The sequence below is a fragment of the Paeniglutamicibacter psychrophenolicus genome (assembly GCF_017876575.1).
GTDB lineage: Bacteria > Actinomycetota > Actinomycetes > Actinomycetales > Micrococcaceae > Paeniglutamicibacter > Paeniglutamicibacter psychrophenolicus.
The window spans coordinates 864,028-885,588 of sequence record NZ_JAGIOE010000001.1 but is presented as its reverse complement, the minus strand read 5'-3'; the positions used below and the strand labels follow the sequence as shown (position 1 = coordinate 885,588).

Genomic DNA, 21,561 nt, shown 5'->3' with positions numbered 1-21,561 from the left:
TGGAACTGCCGTGATGTGTTCAAGTTGACCATGTGCGCGTCCTGCACGCGATGGCTTGCCCGGGGGTGGCACGGCATGTGCCATCCCGCCCCGGCCAAGCAATGTCCCACCCCCTGTTCCGGGGACGGGGAAAATGGCCTAGGCGTAGAAGCGGTAGATCCCGCGCGACACCACAGCGGGCTTCGGTGCACCCTCAACCTCGACGACCTGGTCGACGGCGATCTGGTAACCACCCTTGACCTCTTCGACCCCGGCGATCTGCGCCTTCATGCGGATCTTTGCACCGACCGGCACCGGCGACGGGAAACGGACCTTGTCCAGCCCGTAGTTCACGCGGGTGGAGACGCCGGTGACGTCGAAGAGCTCGGACCAGAAGGCGATCTGCAGGCTCAGCGAGAGGTATCCGTGCGCGATGGGACCGCCGAAGGGGCCGTCCTTGGCCTTTTCCGGATCGGTGTGGATCCATTGGTGGTCGTCCGTCGCATCGGCGAACGTATTGACCTGGTCCTGGGTGACGGTGCGGAAGTCGCTGAAACCCAGGTCGGTGCCGGCGGCGTTGGCAAGCTGCTCGTAGGAAAGTACTGTCTGGCCCATGATGGGTTCTCCTTATTGATGCAAGTGGTTGGTATTGAGGTGTTTGGCTAAAAACCTGGTGGTGCCGGGACCCGCTCCTAGCGGAAGGCCCCGATTCCGGTGATGGCACGGCCCAGGATCAACGCGTTGATCTCGTCGGTGCCCTCGTAGGAATAGATGGCCTCGGCGTCTGCGTGGAAGCGGGCGACGTCGTAGTCGAGCACGATGCCGTTGCCCCCGCAGACCTCCCGCGCCAGTGCCGCCGTCTCGCGGAGCATGCGCGCGGTGAACATCTTGGCCATGGCCGAGTTCTCGTCCTTGTAGATGCCCTCGTCCTGCGCCTGGGTCAGGCTGACCACCATCGACAGGGACGCCGTGACGTTGGTGAGCATCCGGGCCAGCTTCTCCTGGATCAGCTGGAACGAGGCCAGCGGCTTGCCAAATTGGTGGCGCTCCGTGACGTATTTCAGTGCCGCCTCGTAGGCACCGGCCGCGGCCCCGGTGGCGATCCAGGCGACATCCGAGCGCATGTTGCGCAGGCAGGCGGCCACGTCGGCGAACGAGTTGATGTTCGCCAGGCGTGCCGAGTCCGGCACCGTGACGTTCTCCAGCTTGATGTCGGCGTTCTGCATGATGCGCAGGGAGGTCTTGCGCAGGATCTTGGACAGCGTGATGCCCTCCGAATCCGTGGGCACCAGGAAGCACTTGACCTGGTTGTCTGCGGTGTCGCGGGCGAAGACCGCGAGCACGTCGGACTGCGCCGCCCCGCCGATCCAGCGCTTGGCGCCGCTGATGCTCCAGCTGCCCGTTGCCGTGTCGAACGCCGCACTGGTTTCCAGGCCGCCGGCAATGTCCGAACCGTGTTCCGGCTCGGTCAGCGCGAAGACGCCCTTGTAGCTGTAGTCGGCAATCCTCGGGTCGAGCTCGGCGACCTGTTCGGCGCTGCCGCCGAGGTTGACGGTGGTGCGGAAAAGGCCCGATTGCGCGTTGTAGAACGTCACGATCGAGGCATCCACGCGTGCCAGCTCGAAGTTGCGGAAGCCTGCGTAGAGCCCGCGGACCTTTTCGCCGGCGGCCAGCACCTCGGCCGGGTTCATCAGGTCCTGCGCAACCAACGGCGCGATGACCTGGGTGGGGAATTCCCCGCGCTCCCAGTATTCGTTGACCACGGGGCGGACATGCTCGTCGAGCACGCCGCGCAGGCGCAGCAACGCAGAACGTTCGGCGCCAGTGAGCAGGGAGGCAAAGCCATACTGGTCGCTGGGGTAGAAACTGCCCACTACTTCCCCAGTCCCAGCACGCGCACCGCGTTGTCCTTGAGGATGCCGCCGCGCACCTCGTCCTTCAACGGCAGTTCTGCGAAGGCGCCGAGCCACTTTTCCGGGGTGATCAGCGGGTAATCGGTGCCGAAAAGAAGCTTCTTCGAAAGCACGTTGTTGCCCATCTTCACCAGCGATGCCGGGAAGTACTTCGGGCTCCAGCCCGAGAGGTCGATGAAGACGTTGGCCTTGTGCGTGGCGATCGAGTTGGCTTCGTCCTGCCACGGCACCGAGGGGTGGGCCATGATGATGGTGAGATTCGGGAAGTCCGCTGCAACATCATCGAGCAGCAACGGGTTGGAGTAGCGCAGCTTGATGCCGCGCCCGCCGGGCAGCCCGGCGCCCATGCCGTTCTGGCCGGTGTGGAAGATGCACGGCAAGCCGAGCTCCTGAAGCGCCGTCCAGAGCGGGTAGAACTCCTCATTCGAGGGGTCGAACCCCTGCAGCGAGGGGTGGAACTTGAAACCGAGCACGCCAAGCTCGTTCGCTTGGCGGCGCGCTTCAATGATCGCCGCTTCCCCGGTGCGCGGGTCGACGGAGCCGAAGGGGATCAGTACGTCGTTGTTCCGCGTCGCCCCGGCGACCAAGTCATCAATCGAGTTCGGTTCGTGGCCCAGCGCGGTGCGGGCGTCAACGGTGAAAAGCACCGCGGCCATGCCCGCCTCGCGGTAGACCTGCGCGATCCGGTCCACCGACGGGGTGCGTTCGGCGGACTTGAAGTAGGCGGCCGAGGCCTCGAAGAGGTCCTCGGGCATGGCCTTGTGGCCGCACTCGTCGACTTCGAGGTGCACGTGCATGTCGATGGCGCTGACCTTTTCAAGGTCGATCGCCGACTCGTAACGAACGCTCATGGGATACCTGCGCGCTTCCTGGTTGCCTGGTTGTTCGGTGTTCGGAGTTACTTGGCGGCCGGTTCGGGCGCCAGCTCGGCCGGGAGCTCCGGGAAACGTTCGCCCACGGACTGCAGCTTGTCGCCGAAGAGGGACTCGAAGGACTCGGCGAGGCTTGCGGTGTCCCAGCCGCCGTCGCGGAACTCGGTGGCCACGGCCTCCGGGTGGCTCCACAGCTGCAGGCGGTCGCCACCGGCGCCGATGACCTGGCCGTTGATCTTGCCCGCGGCATCCGAGGCGAGGAACGCGATGAGGCCCGCGACGTCGTCTGCGGTGCCGAAGCCCAGGGTCTTGCGGAAGAAGTCGGGCATGGCTTCGCCGCGCTCGTCGGCTTCGACGGCCTTGGCGAAGTACGGGACGGTCTTGGTCATGGCGGTTGCCGCCACCGGGACCACGGTGTTCACGGTGACGCCGGCACGCTTCATTTCCAGTGCCCAGGTGCGGACCATGCCCACGATGCCGGCCTTGGCCGCGGCGTAGTTGGTCTGGCCGAAGGTGCCGCGCTGGCCGGTCGGCGAGCCGATGGTGATGATGCGGCCAGCGACGTTGTTTTCCTTGAAGTAGGCGTAGGCCTCGCGGACGCAGGTAAAGGTGCCGCGCAGGTGCACGTTGATGACCATGTCGAAGTCCTCGTCGGTCATCTTCAGGATCGACTTGTCGCGCAGCACCCCGGCGTTGGTGACCAGGATGTCCAGTCCGCCGAAGTTTTCCACTGCAGCTGCAACCAGGGTCTTGGCGGTTTCGGTGGAACCCACCGGTGCGACCACGGCCACGGCCTTGCCGCCGGATGCGGTGATCGAGGCGACTGCCTCGGCCGCAACGTCGGCGTCGACGTCGTTGACCACGACGGCCGCACCCTGGCGGGCCAGTTCCTGCGCGTAGCTCAGTCCGAGTCCGCGTCCGCTGCCGGTGACGATTGCAACTTTTCCAGCCAGTGGCATGCCTGCTCCTTCAAAACTTTTGTTGCTCCCGCCGCCGCCGGCGTGGGAACCTTGATATATACATGACAACGTAAACTCTTGAAAAAGTCAACGATTAAATAATTTACCGATCTGGAGATAGCGCACCATGGCATCCAACAACGGGAGCACCGCGAACGGCATCGAGCGATTCCTGGGCAGCGAACTGGCCGCAGAAATCGAATTCCTTACCGCCCGCACCCGGTCGCTTGGCTCAATGCGAGCCAATGCACTGCTGGCACCGCTCGAGCTGAAGGTCCGCTCCTATTCGGTGCTGTCACTGGCCTGCAGCGGCCTGGCACCCACCCAGCGCGAGCTGGCCGAATTCCTCTCGCTGGACCCGAGCCAGATCGTGCCGCTGGTTGACCAGCTGGAGAACCGCGGGCTCGTCGAGCGCAAACCCGACCCCAACGACCGCCGCTCCAAGGTCATCTCCGGCACCGCCGACGGCGCCAAGCTCTACAAGAAGGCGCGCAAGGCCACCGCGGAGGGCGAGGCCCGTTCCATGGAGCGGCTCAGCAAGGAAGAACAGGAAACCCTGCGCGGCCTGCTCTCCCGCATCGCGTTCCCTGCCAGCTGAGCGCACTTTCGGGAAGGCTCCAGCACCGTCACCGGCGGCTGCCTAGGCAGGCGGCTGCCCGTCCTGCCGCGGGAAAACGACCTCGAAGACATCGATGCGCGTGAGGCCCTCGAGCACCTGGGCTTGCCCCACAAACACCGACCGGTTCAACCAGTCGAGCCCGGGCGCGGCGGTGCGGAACACCGGATTGGTCATGAAATAGGGTGCGCCCTCCCCGGCATCGCTGGCGAACCGCGACTCGTCGAGCATCCCGATGTTGTGGACGTCGACATAGCCCCCGTCCTCGAGGCGCAGTCCGTACCTGGCCTCCACGCGATAGGTGGATGGATCCTTGCCCAGGCACCAGTCCCCTCCGGGTGTCACGGTGCCGTTCAAGGCACCTTCAACACTGCCGCCGGTAATGGGAATGAATTCCAGTTCCCCCGCGGACCGGTCGTCGATGGGGATTTCGGGGTCAACATGCGCATCGATGCGGAAGCGGAACTCCAGAGCGGGTGCGGACGGCGAGCGCAGCGGCTCAAGCGACGGTACATGGGTCATGGTTAGCATCATGGCCGCTGCCACTGCCCGCCGTCAACAGCGTTGACGACCTAGTGATCGGCTTCCTCCGATGGGGTGGAGGTGGGTCGAGTTTGCAACTAACCCGGACTCAGAGGCGACTCCGACAGTGAATGCTGCAACAGCTGGAACCAGCAATGGCGCAGCACCAGAAACACATCGCCCTGTTGCCGCATCACGATATCGAAGCCAGCATTGACGTATATTCCCCTAGGGGTTCGGAGATCGCCTCGGAATCGCGGCGATCTCATTTTTTAAGCCGGAATTCTTCGGCGGAAGCTGTGCTCTAGTTCGCACCGATCAGGATACGACCGCGGCTCCGACAGCGATTGTCGCAACTGCTGGCACCAGTAATGGCTCATCCACCAGCCCCACATCCGCTCCCGGCTTCATCCACACCAGGATCGATTCGAGCCGGTTCATGCTCCGAATCTACGTCCCAGCCTCTCCCACAGTTCAGCGAAGCAAACACGCTGTGGATAACCAAAGAACCCCGGATAACCGGTCAGACAACGAACAGGAAGGCTTGGACCCGTTTTGCGGCCCCGATGGTCCGAACGAGCTGGATCCGTGCGTTGCCCATGCAGCCGCACCGGTGCTGTTACTGATGCCATGGCTCCGAGCAGGACCTTAACGCATATCGGTTGGCGACCCGTGTTTTCCAAGAAAAACGCCACCATTAGCCAGAAATACGGCTGAATATGATCAACCGGTCCTCATATGCGGCAGTATGTGGGTATGACGAAGATCCGGGTTTCCGAAGCCGCACGTTTTCTGGGAGTCAGCGACGACACCATCCGGCGATGGACCGAGAACGGCAATCTGACACCCCACAAGGACGATTCCGGCCGCCTGGCCGTTGACGGCCTTGAGCTGGCCCAACTCGCCCGCGACCAGGCCCACCTGCCCGATGACCCTTCGCGGCCAGGCTCCTCGGCGCGCAACAGGTTCGTCGGACTGGTCACCGCCATCACCATGGACACCGTCATGGCGCAGGTCGAGCTGCAATGCGGCCCCTTCCGCGTGGTCTCCCTGATGAGCAGCGAGGCAGCCCGGGAACTGGACCTCAAGCCGGGGTCGATCGCCACCGCCGTGGTCAAGGCGACCACCGTCATCATCGAATCCCCGCAGGGAAAGATCGCGATATGAGTCCGGCCGGCAAAAATATCGCCAGGCTCCTCTTGGCCGGGGCGCTCATTGCCTCGCTTGCCGGGTGCTCCGCGAGCACCGCAAGCGACGCCTCGCCCGACTCCCCCGCCACCGGGACCGCCGGGAGCATCACGGTCTTTGCCGCGGCCTCCTTGAAATCCACGTTCACGCAGCTGGCCGGCGACTTCGAGGCCAGCCACCCCGGCACCACCGTCCACCTGAGTTTTGCCGGCTCCTCGGACCTGGTCACCCAGATCACCGCAGGGGCCCCGGCCGACGTCTTCGCCTCGGCCGACACCAAAAACATGTCCAAGCTGCAGGATTCCGGCTTGGTTGCGGGCACGCCCGTCGATTTCGCCACCAACACCCTTCAAATCGTGGTTCCCCCGTCCAACCCGGCCTCGATCGCTTCCCTTGCCGACCTGGCCAAACCCGGCCTCAAGCTGGTCATCTGCGCACCGCAGGTCCCGTGCGGGGCAGCGACCGAGACCGTGGAGGAATCCGCCGGAGTGATGCTCGCCCCCGTCAGCGAGGAATCCTCCGTCACCGACGTACTGGGCAAGGTGACCAGCGGCGAGGCCGACGCGGGGCTGGTCTACGTCACCGACGTCTTGGCTGCCGGGGACAAGGTCAAGGGCATCAAGTTCCCCGAGTCCTCCGCCGCGGCGAACACCTATCCGATCACCACCGTGGGAACGAGCCCCAACAAGAACCTGGCCAACGAATTCATCGCCTCGGTCACCGCGCCCGAGGGCCAAAAGATCCTGGCCGCCGCCGGCTTCGGAACCCCGAGGGGCTAGAGGGATGCGTCGTCGAAGCGGCACCGGATACACCGCCGTACCACCCTGGATCTATGCGCTTGCGGCCGTGGGCGCGCTCTTTGTCATGCTCCCGCTGGTTGCCATGGCCGTGAAGATCAACTGGGCCCAATTCATCCCGCTGATCACCTCCGAATCCTCGCTGACCGCGCTGGGCCTGTCCCTGCGCACCTCGACGGCCAGCACCGCGCTGTGCATCGTGTTGGGCATTCCGCTGGCCCTGGTGCTGGCCCGCGGGGATTTCCCTGGCCAACGGGTGCTGCGTGCCTTTGTGCTGCTGCCACTGGTGCTGCCGCCGGTGGTCGGCGGCATCGCCCTGCTCTATACCTTCGGGCGCCAGGGCCTGCTGGGCCGGTACCTGGAAATCGCCGGCATCCAGATCGCGTTCTCCACCACCGCGGTGGTCCTGGCGCAGACCTTCGTCGCGCTGCCCTTCCTGGTGGTCAGCCTCGAGGGCGCCCTGCGCACCGCGGGCGGCAAGTACGAGGCGGTCGCCGCAACGCTGGGGGCACGGCCCAGCACGGTGCTGCGCCGCGTGACCCTGCCGCTGGTGCTTCCCGGGTTGGCCTCCGGAGCGGTGCTCTCATTCGCCCGCAGCCTCGGGGAATTCGGGGCGACCCTGACCTTCGCCGGTTCCCTGCAGGGCGTCACCCGGACCCTTCCGCTGGAAATCTACCTGCAGCGCGAGACCGACGCCGATGCGGCCGTCGCGCTGTCCCTGGTGCTGGTTGCCGTGGCCGTCATCGTCGTGGCCCTGTCCTATGGCTCCCCGCATCGGCAGAAATCGATGGCGGAGGCGAGCTAGATGGGTTTCAGGTTCGAGGCCGCGCTGGCATCCCGGAACTTCGAGGTTGCACTGGACATGGCCCCGGGACAGACCCTGGCCGTGCTGGGGCCCAACGGGGCGGGCAAGTCCACGTTGCTGGCCATCATCGCCGGGCTGCTGCGACCGGATTCCGGCAGCGCCAGGATCGGCGAGCGCTCCCTCTTCGACCTCGGTTCCACCAGGCCGGCCTGGCTGGCGCCGCATGCCCGGGGCACCGCGCTGCTGGCGCAGGAACCCCTGCTCTTCCCGCACCTGAGCGTGCTGGAGAACGTGGCCTTCGGCCCGCGCAGCACCGGCACGCCCGGCCCCAAGGCCAGGGCCCTGGCGCGCCAATGGCTTGCCTCCACCGACACCGGGGCCCTGGAGTCCAGGCGTCCCGGGGAGCTGTCCGGCGGGCAGGCCCAGCGGGTCGCGGTGGCCCGGGCGCTGGCTGCCGGGCCGGACCTGTTGCTGCTCGATGAGCCCATGGCCGCCCTGGACATCCATGCCGCGCCCTTGATGCGCCGGTTGCTGAAGCACGTGCTGGCCGGCCGCAACGCCATCATCGTCACGCACGACGTGCTCGACGCCCTGATGCTCGCCGATGCGGTCATCGTCATGGAGCACGGGCGCATCACCGAGGCCGGGGCGACCCGCGAGGTGCTCAACAGGCCGCGCTCGCGCTTTGCCGCCGGGCTCGCCGGACTGAACCTGCTCACCGGAACCGCCCGCGCCGAGGGGATCGAGACCCGCTACGGGCTGGTCAGCGGAGCCGCGGAGGAGACGCTGTCCCCGGGCGACCCGGCGGCTGCGGCCTTCCGACCCTCGGCGGTCTCCGTGTACCTGGATCCGCCGCACGGCAGCCCGCGGAACCTGCTTCGCGCCACCATCACCGACCTGGAACCGCACGGGGATGCCATCCGCGTGCGGGCCGGCGACCTGGCCGCTGACATCACCCCGGCGGCGCTGGCCGACCTCGGGCTGGTTCCCGGCACGCAGGCGTACTTCGTCCTCAAGGCCACCGCGGTCACCCTCTACGGCACCTGACAGCCGGCACCCCTCACACTGTTGCACGCTCCAGGTGCCCGCCAGCCCTCGGGCGAGGTCCGCGCCCGCCCATCATATTCTCATTCAATGAGATAGGGCATGTGCTTTGTGTGCCCGCGCCCACAGACTGTTTGCAGACGAATCACATTCATGTGGCCTCCCCCAGGCGTCCAGCGCAACGGTGCACGGCAGTCCACGGGGAAACGCCACCGAGCATCTAAGGACTCGATCGCCCCATGGCCACAGAGCGCACCATCCTCAAGACCAAGGTCGGCATCGTCGGCGGCGGCCCCGCCGGCCTGATGCTCTCGCACCTTTTGGCCAAGACCGGCATCGAGAACATCGTGGTCGAGGCCCGCGACCACGAGACCATCCGCAACACCCACCGCGCCGGCATCCTCGAGGCCCAGGCCGTGAAGATGCTCGTGGACTCCGGTGTCGACGGGCGCGTGCTGACCCACGGCGACGAGCACGAGGGCATCGACCTGCGCTTCAACGGCGAATCCCACCCGCTGGACTTCACCGACCTGGTCGACGCCACCGTCACGCTCTACGCACAGAACGAGGTCTTCGTCGACCTCGCCGCTGCCCGCAAACGCGATTCCGGGGACGTACGCTTCTCCTGCGAGGTCACCGAGCTCATGGACCTGGAAACCGACACCCCGAAGTTCGTCTTCACCGACGAATCCGGCACCGAATTCGAGGTGCACTGCGACATCCTCGTGGGCGCCGACGGCTCGCGTTCCTTCTGCCGCCGGCAGATCCCGGAAACCAACCGCAAGGACTTCAAGGTCGAATACCCCTTCGCCTGGTTCGGGATCCTCACCGAGGCACCGAAGTCCTCCAAGGAACTGATCTACGCCAACTCCCCGCACGGCTTCGCGTTGATCTCCCAGCGCTCGGAGACCGTCCAGCGCATGTACTTCCAGTGCGACCCCAACGAAAACACCGACGATTGGTCCGAGGACCGCATCTGGTCCGAGCTGCAGCGCCGCGTCGACGGACCCGACGGGTTCACGCTGAAGACCGGGAAGATCTTCGACAAGACCGTGCTGAAGTTCCGCTCGTTCGTCCGCGAACCGCTCTCCCACGGCCGGCTCTTCCTCATCGGCGATGCCGGGCACACCGTCCCGCCCACCGGCGCCAAGGGCCTGAACCTGGCCTTCGCCGACGTCAAGGTGCTCTTCGAGGCCCTGGATTCCTTCTACGCCACCAAGAACGACGCGCTGCTGCACGGCTACTCGGCCACGGCCTTGAAGCGCGTGTGGAAGGCGCAGAACTTCTCCTACTGGATGACCTCGATGCTGCACACCCCGGTGAACGCCGACCCGTTCATGGCCCAGCGAGCCCTGGGCGAGCTCGACACCGTGACCTCCTCGCGTTACGGGCAGCAATACCTGGCCGAGTCCTACACCGGCTGGCCCCACTCCTAGCCTTCTTCCCTCCATCCATTTCCCGCATTCCCCCCACCGAAAGGAGCACGCAGTGAGCACCGAAGCCACCTCGACCGAGTCCTTCACCGATTCGCACGTGCTGGACCCCGCAGCCACGACGCTCTCGCAGGACGCCATCTCCGCCGAGATCACCGACATCCACGCCGCCTACAAGCAGTCCGTCCTTGACGGAGCCAGGGCCGAGACGCAGCCACGCATCGATTTTGCGCCCTACCGCTCCTCGCTGTTGCGCCACCCCACCAAGAACCTGCACCACGCGGACCCCGAGACCATCGAGCTGCACTCCCCCGCCTTCGGCGAGCGCGACGTGCACGCCCTGGAATCGGATTTGACCATCCAGCACAACGGCGAGCCGATCGGCGAGCGCATCGTGGTGGCCGGGCGCGTGCTCGACGGCGACGGCCGCCCCGTGGCCGGCCAGCTGATCGAGGTCTGGCAGGCCAACGCCGCCGGACGCTACATCCACAAGCGCGACCAGCACCCGGCCCCGATCGACCCGAACTTCACCGGCGTGGGCCGTGCCATCACCGGCCCCAACGGCGAATACTCCTTCACCACCATCAAGCCGGCGCCCTACCCGTGGAAGAACCACCACAACGCCTGGCGCCCGGCGCACATCCACTTCTCGCTCTTCGGCACCGACTTCACCCAGCGCATGATCACCCAGATGTACTTCCCGGGCGACCCGCTGTTCAGCCTCGACCCCATCTACCAGGCCATCACCGACGCGGATGCCCGCGACCGCCTGGTTGCCACCTACGACCACTCGATCACGTCCCACGAATGGGCCACCGGCTACAACTGGGACATCGTGCTCACCGGCAGCAACCGGACCTGGATGGAAGACGAAGAGGGAGAGAACTAATGACCACCGCAAACACAGCACCGGCGCTGGAGCTCGCCCCCACCCCGGGACAGACCATCGGCCCGTTCTACGGCTACGCACTGCCCTTCGACAAGGACAACGAGCTGGTCAACCAGGCCCGCCCCGGAGCCGTCCGCCTGCACGGGGTCGTCACCGACGGCAACGGCACCGTCATCCCCGATGCCCTGCTGGAAATCTGGCAGGCCGACGAGCACGGCAACGTCGTGGCCAAGGACGGCTCGCTGGTGCGCGACGGCTACACCTTCACCGGCTGGGGCCGCACCGCGGTGGACAACGTCGGGCACTACACCTTCACCACGCTGAACCCCGGGGCCACCGAGGAGGGCAAGGCACCGTTCATCATGCTCACGGTCTTCGCCCGCGGCCTGCTCAACCGCCTGTTCACGCGCATCTACCTGCCCGAGGACACCGCGGCGCTGGCCAACGACCCGCTGCTGGCATCGCTGGATGAGGCCGGCCGCAAGACGCTGGTCGCCACCCGCGAGGCCGACGGCTCGCTGCGCTTCGACGTTTCGCTGCAGGGCGAGAACGAAACGGTGTTCCTCTCCTACCCGCGCGAGTCGTAACACGCGCACCCCTTTGGCCCCCGCCTGCCGCGGAACTCGCCGTTCCGTCCCCGAACCGGGATGATGGAAATGCGGGTTCCGGCACCGCGGGGGCTTTGGGGGGTCCACCCCCCAGTGGTTCCCGGGGTATTCCCCCGGAACCGCAGAAGCCACCTTGTCCCGCCCCCTTCCAAGGAGATGCAGCAGCGAATGTACCCGGTCGATTACGGATTGCTGACCCCCGCCTGGGCGGCAACACCAGTTGCCGAAGCCGCCTCGGATGCCGCCTTCGCCCAGGGCATGCTCGACGTTGAATCCGCCTGGGCCAGGGTCCAGGCCGAGGCCGGGCTCTGCAGCCAGGCGGACGCCGATGCCGTCACCGCCATCTCCAAGGTCGAGCTCTACGACCTGGGCGCACTGGCCGGGCGCGGGCCCGACGGCGCCAACGCGTTGATCCCGCTGCTGGGCATGATGCGCGAACAGCTCGCCGCCTCCGGCGCCCCGTCCACCGCGGCGCTGGCCCTGCACCGCGGCGCCACCAGCCAGGACGTGATCGACAGCGCCCTGATGCTCCTTGCGTCCCGCTCCATCGCATCGATGCGCAACGACCTGCTCGCCGCCGCCGACTCCCTGTCCGCGCTCGCCCACCGGCACTCCGCCACCCTCTGCGTGGCCCGCTCACTGACCCAGCACGCGCTGCCCACAGTCTTCGGGCTGCGCGCCGCCAACTGGCTCGCCGCCCTCACCGCGGCCGGCCGACAACTCGACGCCGCCGCGGCCGAACTGCCCCTGCAATGGGGCGGAGCCGTGGGTACCCTGGCCTCGCTGCACCAGCGCCTGGGCGCGGCCCTGCCGTACAAGTCCGACCACCAGCTTTCGGCCCGCGCCGCAGAACTCACCGCCAACCTCGCCGCCGAGCTCGGCCTGGCCGTCCCCGTGGCCCCGTGGCACACCGTCCGCCAGCCGGTCCTTGCCCTGGGCTCCGCGCTGGCCTCCGTGGCAGCGGCAACCGGCACCTTCGGCGCCGACGTGCTCACCGCCTCCCGCCCGGAAATCGCCGAGCTGTCCGAACCCCGCGAGGCCGGCAAGGGCGGATCCTCGGCCATGCCGCAGAAGCAGAACCCCGTGCATTCGGTGCTGCTGCGCAACGCGGCACTGGCCGCCCCCGCGCATCTTGCAACCCTCTACACCGCTGCCGGCACGGCCGTGGACGAGCGGCCCGACGGCGGCTGGCACACCGAGTGGTCCGCCCTGCGGGAGCTCGTCCGGCTTGCCGGCGGCGCCGCGCACCACGCCTCGGTCCTGGCCTCCGGGCTGGGCGTGCACCCCGAGGCCATGGCCCGGAATATGGCCCTGTCCGGGGACCTTTTGGTCTCCGAGCGGATCTCCACCGTCGCCTCGCCGCTGGTGGCCGGCGGCAAGGCCGCGGTGCAGGAACTGGTCCTCGAATCCCTGCGCACCGGCACCCCGCTGCGCAGCCTGTTGCAGGGGGTCCTGCCCTCGGACCTGGACAACCAGCTGTTCCTTGACGACCTGCTGAACCCGGCCAGCTACCTCGGCTCGGCCCACGATTTCATCAACCGCATCCGCGACGACTTCAACGATTGGAAGAACGCTTGAGCATCCCGACCTTGACCCCGTCCCTGCTGAACCCGGCCAGCGCCTTGCCCACCCTGGTGCTTGGTCCCTCGCTGGGCACCGGCGCGCTGGCCCTGTGGGGCCCGGCCGTCCCGTACCTGAAGGACCACTTCCAGCTGGTGGCCTGGGACTTGCCCGGCCACGGCGAATCCGAGCCCTCCACCGGGCCCTTCAGCATGGGTGAGCTGGCCGCCGGTGTCATGGAGATGGTCGATGCGCTGCGCACCGACGAGGTCATCGCCCAGGAGGCGACGCTGTACTACGCCGGTGTCTCCATCGGCGGGGCCATCGCCCTGCAGCTGGCCAACGACTTCCCCGGCGCCTTCGCCGGGCTGTCAGTTCTCTGCTCCGCGGCAAAGATCGGCACCCCCGAGGGCTGGGCCGATCGCGCCGAGCTGGTCGCCAAGGCCGGCACCCCGGTGGTGCTCAGCGGGTCCGCCGAGCGCTGGTTCGCCCCAGGCTACATCGAGGCGCACCCGGTCCGCTCCACCGACCTTTTGCACAACCTGCAGGACGCCGACAGGTTCTCCTACGCCCACGCCTGCGGCGCGCTTGCCGGCTACGACATGCGCGAAGCCCTGGCCGGCATGAAGGACCCGATCCTGGCCATCGCCGGCGCCCACGACGTGGTCTGCCCGCCGTCCGATGCCATCTTCATTGCCGAGCACGCCGCCAACGGCACGGCAGCGACCATCGACACCGTCGCGCACCTGGCCCCGGCCGAGGACCCGGAGACCACTTCCGCGCTGCTGGTCGATTTCTTCGCTTCCATCACCGCGGAGAAGACCGCATGACCGCCTCCGAACGCCTGCCCGGAGACAGCTACGACGCCGGCCTGGAAGTCCGCAAGCAGGTGCTTGGCAGCGAGCACGTCGCCCGGGCCACCGCCAACTCGACCAACTTCACCGACGAGTTCCAGGAAATGATCACCCGCTACGCGTGGGGCACCATCTGGACCCGCGACGGGCTGCCGCGCACCACGCGCAGCGCCATCACGCTGACCGCGCTGATCGCCGGCGGCTACTGGGAAGAGCTGGAAATGCATGTGCACGCGGCGCTGCGCAATGGCATGAGTGCGGACGAGATCAAGGAAGTCTTCCTGCAGTCGGCCATCTACTGCTCGGTCCCGGCGGCCAACACCGCGTTCAAGATCGGCAAGGACGTGCTGGCCGAATACGAGAACGAAACCACGTAGTACTTCCTCGTTGACCAACCGCGGCCCCCACGCATCGCAAGATGCATGGGGGCCGCGGTTATTGCCGTCAATCAACGCATCGCGTCAGCTGACCAGGTTCATGCACCAAACGATCCATGGCAGCGCCACCAGGTCAACGAGCACAGCCCCTGCCAGCGGCACGATCAGGAATGCACGTTCGGAGCGGACACCGAACTTGGCGTTGAACGCATCCATGTTGGCAAGCGCGTTGGGTGCGGCGCCCAGTCCGTGGCCAATGAATCCTGCAACCATGGTTGCCGCATCGTAGTTCTTGCCCAGCATGCGGAAGACAACGACTACCGCGAAGATCAAGATGAATGCCAGCTGGACCACCAGGATGATCACCAGCGGGCCCGCCAGCGAGGCAAGCTCCCACATTTTCAGGCTCATCATGGCAAGGGTCAGGAAGAAGCCGAGGGCAAACTTGGAGATCAGTTCAACCGCATCGTCGTTGATCTTGAACCAGGCAAACTTGTCATTCACGTTGCGGAAGATCACGGCAACGATCATCGCACCAACATAGGCGGGAAGGGTCAGGCCGGTCAGCGCGGAAAGCCAGTCTCCCAGGACCGTGCCAAGCACCATGAGCGTTGCAAGAAGCACCACGACGGTCAGCAAGGAGCCGTAGTTGGCTCCGCGATCGGAAGAGGATTCGTCCTCGGTTCGGGTGACCGTGGCAACCGAACCCTTGTTGCCATCGCCAACCGCCATTTCCTTGATCACGGCACCGGCGGTGGCAAGCTTGCCAAGCACGCCTGCCTTTTCGGGGATCTCGATGTTGTGGCGTGCCACCAGGTAGTTGGCGGTCATGCCGCCAAGCATGGACCCGGCAACCAGCCCAAAGGTGGCTGCGGCGATGGCAACGGTTGTTGCACCCTCAAAGCCCATGGCCTCTGCCGTGGGGCCAAAGGCAGCTGCGTTTCCGTGGCCACCTTCAAGGGCCACGGCACCAGCCATGATGCCAAGCATCGGCTCAACGCCAACCACCTTGGCCATCGTCATGCCGATGACGTTTTGCATGATGGCAAGTGACCAGCAGGCAATCAGGTACATCAGCAGCAGCTTGCCGCCCTTCTTGATGGTCGCCAACGAACCGGCAAGGCCGATGGTTGTGAAGAATGCGACCATTGCGGGAGTTTGCAGCGTTGTATCAAGCTGGATCTGCGCCACATCGGTTTGGCGCAGCAGCAGCACCAGCACCGCAAACATGAAGCCGCCCACCACGGGAGCCGGGATGCAGAAGCGATGCAGGAAGCCAATCCGGCGTCTGGCAAATTCGCCACCGGCCAGCAGGAGCATTGCCAGCGCAGAACTCTGCACCAGGTCAAGTTGTATATCCATCTAGTAATTAGCCTCGGTTCATAATCAGGTCGTTGACCAAGCGGGCGCCGGTGCGGGCCGTGCGCTGGTCGATGTCGAAGTCGGGATTCAATTCGGCGATGTCCGCGTGGATGAGCTTGCCGCTGGCGGAAGCCGCGACCACGATGGCGCGCACCACCTCCAGGCCGATGCCGTAGCCCGCCGGGGCGCTGACGCCCGGGGCCACGGACGCGGGCAGTGCGTCAAGGTCGATGGTCAGGTACAGATGGTCAACCGAGCCGGCGAATTCGGCAACGAAGCCACGCACCGCGTCGATGTTCCCCAGGTGGCATTCGGTGTCCAGCAGCACCTGCACGCCAAGTTCCGCCGCACGGTCGAAGAGCACCTTGGTGTTTGACGCCTCGGAGATGCCTACCGCCGCATAGCGGAAGGTGCGTCCAGCGGCGGCCTCGGCCTCGGCGATCTGTGCGAATCCGGTGCCCGAGGATGCCGTCTCGGCGACGCGCAAATCGAAGTGCGCATCGATGTTCAGGCAGCCCAGGCTCCAGTGCCCGTCGGCACCTAGCGCCTTGGCGATGCCGGAGTAGGAGGCGAAGGTGATTTCGTGTCCGCCGCCCAGCCCCACGGTGAACTGTCCGTCCCGCAGCAGGCCCGCCAGCGCGTTGGCGAACTCTTCCTGGCCTGCCTCAAGCTCCCGGTCCTCGACGGCAATGTCTCCGGCATCAAAAAGGTTGGCCGGCTCGTGGAGCGAGATGTTCGAGAGTGCTGCACGCAGCGCACCGGGCCCGGTCTTGGCACCGGTGCGTCCCTTGTTTCGGCGCACGCCCTCGTCGCTGGCGAAGCCCAGAAGCGCGCTTCCTGCGCCTTCTCCGGCCTTCCACGGTTTGATGGTGCTGTGCCAGCGCGCGTTTTGCGCCCCGGGGCCGTCGTCGCGGCCGGCCCAGGAACCGGCGTCCTTCCAGGTCATTGCATTCCTTCGCTCAAGGCGTCCGCGGTGCCGCGGACAAGTTCAATCAGTTCTTCTTCCCTGTGGCCGCTTCGCTCGCTGGGGGCCATCAGCGTGAGCGTGCCCGCCAGTTGGCCTCTGCCATCGGGCACCGGCACGCTGACTCCCCAGATGCCCGGGTCCAGTTCTCCCGTGCTGACCGCATACCCGTCGGCTTGTGCCTGGGCGCAGGCGGATTCGATGTCCGCCCGCTGCGCGGCCGGGACGTTGTAGTGCTCGAGGATGGAGCCGCGCGCGGCGGGCGGCATCCGTGAGAGCAGTGCGGTTGCGGTGGCTCCGCGCAGCAATGGCACGGCGGCTCCCACCGAGTAGGAGGCCCGCAGCGTGTGGCGCGATTCAACTGCCTCAACGCACACGGCTTCGGTTCCGCGAACCACCATGAAGGCCGCGAGTTCGCCCGTTGCTTCGGCGAGCAGGCGCAGGTGGGAGGCCAAGATCCCCGTTCCGGGGTGGGCGTCGCGATAGCGCTCGGCAAGCTCCACGGCGATGGGGCCGGCGCAGTAGTGCCGGGTGGGGGGTCTTCTGCACAAAGCCGGAGGCAACCAGTGGAGCCAGCAGGCGGTACATGGTGCTCGCGGGGATCCGGGTGGATGCGGCGAGTTGTTTCACGCTCGCCTGGGGTGTTTTCGCCAATGCGTCAAGGACCTTCAACACCCGTGAAGTCTGCACTTCCGTGCTGTCGATTCCGACCACTGTTTCCCCTTTCCGGATTCGTTCTCTGCGCCTTTGTATTCCGGCCGGGCAACTGCGCCGATTTACGGGCTGTTTCTCGTCCAGTGAGAATTCTAGGGAACAGTTCTGGGGTCCGGTTCCGAGCTCCATTGCTCTTCCGCAGTGCCCTCCGGTCGCGTAAAACACCGAAACATAAGGGTCATGGGCGTGATTGGCGCTACTATGCGCAGCGATTTAGCTCTCATCCTCAAGAGCGAAAGGTGCCAAGTATCACCAATTTTTGATTGGTTCAGCGGCGATTCGAGATGAAACCCCGCAAAATATCGTCAAGAGCTGGAGAATTCGATCAATCATTCGATCAAGGCAAATCAATTCTTGCCGCACGGTTCCGCGCCCAAGCCCCGGATTCCGATCGGCAGGCAATATTGTTCTACAAAGTAGATTCTTCGGCGGTCCTGGAGAACGTCACAAATGGGTTTTGAGGAATCTGTTCGTGCATCCGTTTTTGTTCTACGGCGCGAGAGGGTTCACTGGCGATCCAGAGCCTTGTCGGAGCGCGGCCGGGTTTCAGGGGACGCGGCTTCCGTGCCGGAAGCGGAATCGGGACACCACTGCCGGCGCCCGTCATCGAACCTCCACCTACGCACCGTTCACACCGGCACTGTCTAGGATGAAGCCATGCGCATTGCCGTCCTTGATGATTACCAAAACGTTGCCCGCACCCTCGCCGACTGGGACTCGCTGCCCGGTGAGGTCGTTTTCTTCACCGCGTTCCTTGGACACGAGGACTACGCCGTCACCGCTGCCCTGCGGGACTTCGATGTGGTGGTGGCGATGCGCGAGCGCACGCCGTTTACCGCCGCACGGTTGGCCGACTTGCCGAACCTCAAACTGCTGGTCACCACCGGGATGCGCAACGCCTCCATCGACCTGGACGCGGCGCGGGAACTGGGTATCACGGTGTGCGGCACCGCGGGAAGCGCGTCGGCCGCGGTGGAACACACCTGGGCGCTGATCCTGGCCGCCGCCCGCCGCCTGGATGTGGAGCTGTTCTCCACCGACCGACCGCGTGCCACCGACCAGCCCTGGCAGCAAACCCTGGGCACCGGGCTGTCCGGCAAGACCCTCGGGGTCTACGGCCTGGGCAGGCTGGGAAGCCAGGTCGCCCGGATCGGGCAGGCCTTCGGGATGCACGTGATCGCCCACAGCCAGAACCTCACGGCCGAACGCGCCGCAGGGGTCGGGGCCGAACCGGTGTCGAAGGATGAGTTGTTCTCGCGCAGCGACGTGCTCACCATCCACCTGAAACTCTCCGAACGCACCACCGGCGCGGTGGGAGTCGAAGAACTTGCCTTGATGCAGCCCGGTTCGATCCTGGTGAACACCTCGCGCAGCGCCATCGTCGATGCGGACGCCCTAGTTTCCGCCCTGGACACGGGAGCCCCGGCACTGGCGGCCATCGACGTTTTTGATACCGAACCACTTCCCGCCGGCGACCGGCTGGCGCACACGCCCGGGGTGATCGCCACCCCGCACCTGGGCTACGTGACCGAGGAACAGTTCAGGATCTTCTACGCGGGAGCGGCCGAGGACATCGCAGCTTGGGCGGCGGGGACGCCGGTCAACCTGCTGGCCTGACCCGCCGGCGTCGCCCGCACGGTCATCAGGAATCCAGCACTTCATTGCCCAGCAGGGCGTCTTCGACTTCAAGCATCCGGCGACGCAACGCCTGCGCCACCGCGGCGACCGCGGGCTGGCGCAGCGAGTCGGGACGCAGCACCATCCAGTACGGCAGGCGTTCGGCGAAGTCCCCGGGCAGCAGCCGCACCAAATCCGGGTGCCGGTCGGCCATGAAGCAGGGCAGGAAGCCGATCCCGGCGCCGGCGCGCGTGGCCTCGACCTGGACAAAGACGTTGGTGGAACTGAGCGCATCGGGCATCCCCGGGACCAGCCGCCGCGGGGCATCCAGGTCGTCGACCTGCAGCATCGAATCGACGAAGTACACCAGCCCGTGCGCGCTCAGTTCCTTGACGCCGGCCGGCGTGCCGAAGTCATCCAGGTAGCGCCGGGAGGCGTACATGCCCAGCGTGTAGTAGCCCAGCCGGATCGCCTCCGCACGGTGCACCTGCGGCTCGCCGACCACCACCTCGAGGTCCAGCCCGGAGCGGTGCTGCAGCGCCCGTCGGGTGACGTTGACGATCTCCACGCTGAGGTTCGGGTGTTTCCGGCGCAGCTGCGCCACGGCCGGCGCGATGATGAACGCACTGAAGCCATCCGTGGCGGAGATGCGCACGACCCCGGCAATCCGGCCCGCCTCGGCTTCCCCTTCGCTGATGGTGGCCACCGCGGTTTCCACGTCCTCGGCCGCCCGCACGGCCTTCCGGCCCAGCTCCGTCAGCTCCCAGCCGCCCACGGTGCGGGCCAGCGTCCGGCCGCCGAGGTCCTTCTCCAACGCGGCAATCCGCCGCGAGATGGTGGTGTGGTTCAGGCCCAGGGTCTCGGCGGCCGTCGTGAACCGCCCGGTGCGCGCCACCGCAAGCAGGACCAGCAGGTCATCGGGGTTCGGGGCCGTGGCGCCCGGAGGCTTCAGGTTCATATCTGCAATTGTGCACCCGATCACTGCGCAACTGGTCATTGATGCACACCATCGGCCGTGTCCATACTGGGGTGAAGCTTCCCTGTGTGGCAGCACACAGTCCCCCCTCAAGGCCGGCGTCAACGCTGACACCTGCAGAACAACGGAGTGCAAAGATGAGCACCAGCAAGCTGACAGACGTCCCGAAGGCAACAACGTCCGGGTTGAAAAAGGTCGTGGCCGCCTCGATGGTCGGCACGGTGGTGGAGTGGTACGAATTCTTCCTCTACGCCACCGCCGCCTCGCTGGTCTTCGGCAAGTTCTTCTTCCCCAACGCCGACAGCGAGCTGGACGGCATCATCGCCGCGTTCCTGACCTACGCGGTGGGCTTCATCGCCCGGCCGCTGGGCGGCATCGTGTTCGGCCAGATCGGCGACAGGCTCGGGCGCAAGCACACGCTGCAGGTCACCATCATCATGGTCGGTGTCGCCACGTTCCTGATGGGTTGCCTGCCCGGCTTCAACTCGATCGGCTACTGGGCGCCGGCGTTGCTGGTGATCCTGCGCTTCGTCCAGGGCTTCGCCGTGGGCGGCGAGTGGGGCGGGGCCGTGCTGCTGGTGGCCGAACACAGCCCCAACGAATCCCGCGGCTTCTGGTCCAGCTGGCCGCAGGCCGCCGTTCCGGTGGGCAACCTGCTGGCCACCCTGGTGCTGCTGGGCATGAGCTGGATCCTCCCGGTCGACCAGTTCCTGTCCTGGGGCTGGCGCGTGGCCTTCTGGGTTTCCGCGTTCATCGTCATCATCGGCTACTACATCCGCACCCACGTTTCCGAGGCACCGATCTTCCTCGAGGCCCGCGCCCAGGCCGAGGCCGACAAGGCCGCCAGCTACGGCGTGCTCGAGGTCGTGCGGAAGTACCCCAAGGGCATCTTCGGTGCCATGGGCCTGCGCTTTGCCGAGAACATCCTCTACTACGTGATCGTGTCATTCACGATTGTGTACCTCAAGACCGTGCACGCCTACGACACCAGCCAGCTGCTGCTGGCCCTGCTGGTCGCCCACGTCATCCACTTCATCGTGATCCCGCAGGTCGGCCGGCTCTCGGATGCCTTCGGCCGCAAGCCGGTCTACCTGGCCGGCGCGGTGCTCGGGGCCAGCTGGGCGTTCTTCGCCTTCCCGATGTTCGACACCCGGAACCCCATCATCATCATTGCCGCGGTCACCATCGGCCTGTGCTTCCACGCGCTGATGTATGCGGGCCAGCCGGCCATCATGGCCGAAATGTTCCCCACCCGCATGCGCTACTCCGGGGTCTCGCTGGGCTACCAGGTCACCTCGATCATTGCCGGCTCGATGGCGCCGATCATCGCGACAGCGCTGCTGCAGGACTTCGGCTCGTGGCTGCCGGTGGCCATCTACGTGGCGGGAGCCTGTGCCATCACCGCCGTCGCGGTCATCACGCTGAAGGAAACCCGCGGTGCCTCGCTGCAGGACATCGACGACGCCGATGCCCGCAAGCACGGGCTGAACACCGCCAGGGTCGGCAACTGAG

Annotated in this window: 22 protein-coding genes and 1 pseudogene; 13 read left to right on the top strand and 10 right to left on the bottom strand. The window is 66.2% G+C overall.

Annotated features, from left to right (window positions below; translation table 11 throughout):
* Window positions 1–138: 138 nt before the first annotated feature.
* The 4 genes from JOF46_RS03885 to JOF46_RS03870 all read right to left on the bottom strand — a co-directional run bounded on the left by JOF46_RS03885 (window position 139) and on the right by JOF46_RS03870 (window position 3,723).
* Entirely contained in the window at window positions 139–594 is a 456-nt protein-coding gene (locus JOF46_RS03885; RefSeq protein WP_209906115.1) for a MaoC family dehydratase, read from the bottom strand.
* A gap of 77 nt (window positions 595–671) precedes the next feature.
* Entirely contained in the window at window positions 672–1,853 is a 1,182-nt protein-coding gene (locus JOF46_RS03880) for an acyl-CoA dehydrogenase family protein (RefSeq protein WP_209906114.1), read from the bottom strand.
* Entirely contained in the window at window positions 1,853–2,743 is an 891-nt protein-coding gene (locus tag JOF46_RS03875) for an amidohydrolase family protein (protein WP_209906113.1), read from the bottom strand. The genes JOF46_RS03880 and JOF46_RS03875 overlap by 1 nt, the downstream gene beginning before the upstream one ends.
* 47 nt (window positions 2,744–2,790) lie before the next feature.
* Window positions 2,791–3,723 (bottom strand): SDR family NAD(P)-dependent oxidoreductase, encoded by a 933-nt coding sequence (locus JOF46_RS03870; protein WP_209906112.1) that lies wholly within the window; start codon window positions 3,721–3,723, stop codon window positions 2,791–2,793.
* A 127-nt stretch (window positions 3,724–3,850) separates the two neighbouring features.
* On the opposite strand from JOF46_RS03870, the gene JOF46_RS03865 reads away from it, so the two are divergent.
* Window positions 3,851–4,321 (top strand): MarR family winged helix-turn-helix transcriptional regulator, encoded by a 471-nt coding sequence (locus tag JOF46_RS03865; RefSeq protein ID WP_209906111.1) that lies wholly within the window; start codon window positions 3,851–3,853, stop codon window positions 4,319–4,321.
* A gap of 42 nt (window positions 4,322–4,363) precedes the next feature.
* Here JOF46_RS03865 and JOF46_RS03860 read toward each other — a convergent pair whose 3' ends face one another.
* Entirely contained in the window at window positions 4,364–4,861 is a 498-nt protein-coding gene (locus JOF46_RS03860) for a DUF3237 domain-containing protein (protein WP_209906110.1), read from the bottom strand.
* Window positions 4,862–5,617: 756 nt separating this feature from the next.
* Between JOF46_RS03860 and JOF46_RS03855 the strand changes: the two genes are divergently transcribed.
* The 10 genes from JOF46_RS03855 (at window position 5,618) to pcaC (ending at window position 14,416) form a co-directional block, all read left to right on the top strand.
* On the top strand, window positions 5,618–6,028 hold the full coding sequence (locus tag JOF46_RS03855) for a TOBE domain-containing protein (protein WP_209906109.1): 411 nt from the start codon (window positions 5,618–5,620) through the stop codon (window positions 6,026–6,028).
* Complete coding sequence (modA, locus tag JOF46_RS03850; RefSeq protein ID WP_209906108.1) at window positions 6,025–6,828, top strand: molybdate ABC transporter substrate-binding protein; 804 nt, start codon at window positions 6,025–6,027, stop codon at window positions 6,826–6,828. The genes JOF46_RS03855 and modA overlap by 4 nt, the downstream gene beginning before the upstream one ends.
* A 4-nt stretch (window positions 6,829–6,832) precedes the next feature.
* Entirely contained in the window at window positions 6,833–7,651 is an 819-nt protein-coding gene (locus JOF46_RS03845; protein ID WP_209906107.1) for an ABC transporter permease, read from the top strand.
* Window positions 7,652–8,698, top strand: a complete 1,047-nt coding sequence (locus tag JOF46_RS03840) for a sulfate/molybdate ABC transporter ATP-binding protein (RefSeq protein ID WP_209906106.1) — start codon at window positions 7,652–7,654, stop codon at window positions 8,696–8,698. It abuts the gene before it with no gap.
* A gap of 236 nt (window positions 8,699–8,934) precedes the next feature.
* Window positions 8,935–10,131 (top strand): 4-hydroxybenzoate 3-monooxygenase, encoded by a 1,197-nt coding sequence (locus JOF46_RS03835; RefSeq protein WP_209906105.1) that lies wholly within the window; start codon window positions 8,935–8,937, stop codon window positions 10,129–10,131.
* 52 nt (window positions 10,132–10,183) lie between these two features.
* Entirely contained in the window at window positions 10,184–11,017 is an 834-nt protein-coding gene (gene pcaH / locus JOF46_RS03830; protein WP_209906104.1) for a protocatechuate 3,4-dioxygenase subunit beta, read from the top strand.
* On the top strand, window positions 11,017–11,604 hold the full coding sequence (pcaG, locus tag JOF46_RS03825; protein ID WP_209906103.1) for a protocatechuate 3,4-dioxygenase subunit alpha: 588 nt from the start codon (window positions 11,017–11,019) through the stop codon (window positions 11,602–11,604). Before pcaH ends, pcaG begins: the two co-directional genes overlap by 1 nt.
* A gap of 177 nt (window positions 11,605–11,781) precedes the next feature.
* Window positions 11,782–13,203, top strand: a complete 1,422-nt coding sequence (locus JOF46_RS03820) for a lyase family protein (protein ID WP_245347991.1) — start codon at window positions 11,782–11,784, stop codon at window positions 13,201–13,203.
* The gene (locus tag JOF46_RS03815; protein ID WP_209906102.1) at window positions 13,200–14,015 is read left to right on the top strand and encodes an alpha/beta fold hydrolase; all 816 of its coding nucleotides are present in this window, start codon (window positions 13,200–13,202) and stop codon (window positions 14,013–14,015) included. The genes JOF46_RS03820 and JOF46_RS03815 overlap by 4 nt, the downstream gene beginning before the upstream one ends.
* Window positions 14,012–14,416: a 4-carboxymuconolactone decarboxylase gene (pcaC, locus tag JOF46_RS03810; RefSeq protein WP_209906101.1), complete on the top strand. Its 405-nt coding sequence runs from the start codon at window positions 14,012–14,014 to the stop codon at window positions 14,414–14,416. The genes JOF46_RS03815 and pcaC overlap by 4 nt, the downstream gene beginning before the upstream one ends.
* 84 nt (window positions 14,417–14,500) lie before the next feature.
* Here pcaC and gltS read toward each other — a convergent pair whose 3' ends face one another.
* The 4 genes and pseudogenes from gltS to JOF46_RS22815 all read right to left on the bottom strand — a co-directional run.
* Window positions 14,501–15,778: a sodium/glutamate symporter gene (gene gltS / locus JOF46_RS03805; RefSeq protein ID WP_209906100.1), complete on the bottom strand. Its 1,278-nt coding sequence runs from the start codon at window positions 15,776–15,778 to the stop codon at window positions 14,501–14,503.
* A gap of 7 nt (window positions 15,779–15,785) precedes the next feature.
* A complete protein-coding gene (gene hutG / locus JOF46_RS03800; protein WP_209906099.1) occupies window positions 15,786–16,724 on the bottom strand; it encodes a formimidoylglutamase in 939 nt (312 codons plus the stop codon).
* Entirely contained in the window at window positions 16,721–17,293 is a 573-nt protein-coding gene (locus tag JOF46_RS03795; protein ID WP_245347990.1) for an IclR family transcriptional regulator, read from the bottom strand. The genes hutG and JOF46_RS03795 overlap by 4 nt, the downstream gene beginning before the upstream one ends.
* 46 nt (window positions 17,294–17,339) lie before the next feature.
* Window positions 17,340–17,585 (bottom strand): annotated as a pseudogene (locus JOF46_RS22815) (hypothetical protein); the annotation flags it as partial.
* A gap of 528 nt (window positions 17,586–18,113) precedes the next feature.
* Between JOF46_RS22815 and JOF46_RS03785 the strand changes: the two are divergent.
* Window positions 18,114–19,073: a D-2-hydroxyacid dehydrogenase family protein gene (locus JOF46_RS03785; protein ID WP_209906096.1), complete on the top strand. Its 960-nt coding sequence runs from the start codon at window positions 18,114–18,116 to the stop codon at window positions 19,071–19,073.
* Window positions 19,074–19,098: 25 nt separating this feature from the next.
* On the opposite strand, the gene JOF46_RS03780 is transcribed toward JOF46_RS03785, so the two are convergent.
* Complete coding sequence (locus JOF46_RS03780; RefSeq protein WP_245347989.1) at window positions 19,099–20,031, bottom strand: LysR family transcriptional regulator; 933 nt, start codon at window positions 20,029–20,031, stop codon at window positions 19,099–19,101.
* 155 nt (window positions 20,032–20,186) lie between these two features.
* On the opposite strand from JOF46_RS03780, the gene JOF46_RS03775 reads away from it, so the two are divergent.
* Complete coding sequence (locus tag JOF46_RS03775; protein ID WP_209906094.1) at window positions 20,187–21,560, top strand: MFS transporter; 1,374 nt, start codon at window positions 20,187–20,189, stop codon at window positions 21,558–21,560.
* Window position 21,561 lies beyond the last annotated feature (1 nt).

Excerpts from the sequence above, each read along its gene's own strand:
- JOF46_RS03885 (WP_209906115.1), bottom strand. The coding sequence starts at position 594 with ATGGGCCAGACAGTACTTTCCTACGAGCAGCTTGCCAACGCCGCCGGC.
- JOF46_RS03875 (WP_209906113.1), bottom strand. The coding sequence starts at position 2,743 with ATGAGCGTTCGTTACGAGTCGGCGATCGACCTTGAAAAGGTCAGCGCC.
- JOF46_RS03870 (WP_209906112.1), bottom strand. The coding sequence starts at position 3,723 with ATGCCACTGGCTGGAAAAGTTGCAATCGTCACCGGCAGCGGACGCGGA.
- JOF46_RS03865 (WP_209906111.1), top strand. The coding sequence starts at position 3,851 with ATGGCATCCAACAACGGGAGCACCGCGAACGGCATCGAGCGATTCCTG.
- JOF46_RS03860 (WP_209906110.1), bottom strand. The coding sequence starts at position 4,861 with ATGACCCATGTACCGTCGCTTGAGCCGCTGCGCTCGCCGTCCGCACCC.
- JOF46_RS03855 (WP_209906109.1), top strand. The coding sequence starts at position 5,618 with ATGACGAAGATCCGGGTTTCCGAAGCCGCACGTTTTCTGGGAGTCAGC.
- modA (WP_209906108.1), top strand. The coding sequence starts at position 6,025 with ATGAGTCCGGCCGGCAAAAATATCGCCAGGCTCCTCTTGGCCGGGGCG.
- JOF46_RS03845 (WP_209906107.1), top strand. The coding sequence starts at position 6,833 with ATGCGTCGTCGAAGCGGCACCGGATACACCGCCGTACCACCCTGGATC.
- JOF46_RS03840 (WP_209906106.1), top strand. The coding sequence starts at position 7,652 with ATGGGTTTCAGGTTCGAGGCCGCGCTGGCATCCCGGAACTTCGAGGTT.
- JOF46_RS03835 (WP_209906105.1), top strand. The coding sequence starts at position 8,935 with ATGGCCACAGAGCGCACCATCCTCAAGACCAAGGTCGGCATCGTCGGC.
- pcaG (WP_209906103.1), top strand. The coding sequence starts at position 11,017 with ATGACCACCGCAAACACAGCACCGGCGCTGGAGCTCGCCCCCACCCCG.
- JOF46_RS03820 (WP_245347991.1), top strand. The coding sequence starts at position 11,782 with ATGCAGCAGCGAATGTACCCGGTCGATTACGGATTGCTGACCCCCGCC.
- pcaC (WP_209906101.1), top strand. The coding sequence starts at position 14,012 with ATGACCGCCTCCGAACGCCTGCCCGGAGACAGCTACGACGCCGGCCTG.
- gltS (WP_209906100.1), bottom strand. The coding sequence starts at position 15,778 with ATGGATATACAACTTGACCTGGTGCAGAGTTCTGCGCTGGCAATGCTC.
- hutG (WP_209906099.1), bottom strand. The coding sequence starts at position 16,724 with ATGACCTGGAAGGACGCCGGTTCCTGGGCCGGCCGCGACGACGGCCCC.
- JOF46_RS03785 (WP_209906096.1), top strand. The coding sequence starts at position 18,114 with ATGCGCATTGCCGTCCTTGATGATTACCAAAACGTTGCCCGCACCCTC.
- JOF46_RS03780 (WP_245347989.1), bottom strand. The coding sequence starts at position 20,031 with ATGAACCTGAAGCCTCCGGGCGCCACGGCCCCGAACCCCGATGACCTG.
- JOF46_RS03775 (WP_209906094.1), top strand. The coding sequence starts at position 20,187 with ATGAGCACCAGCAAGCTGACAGACGTCCCGAAGGCAACAACGTCCGGG.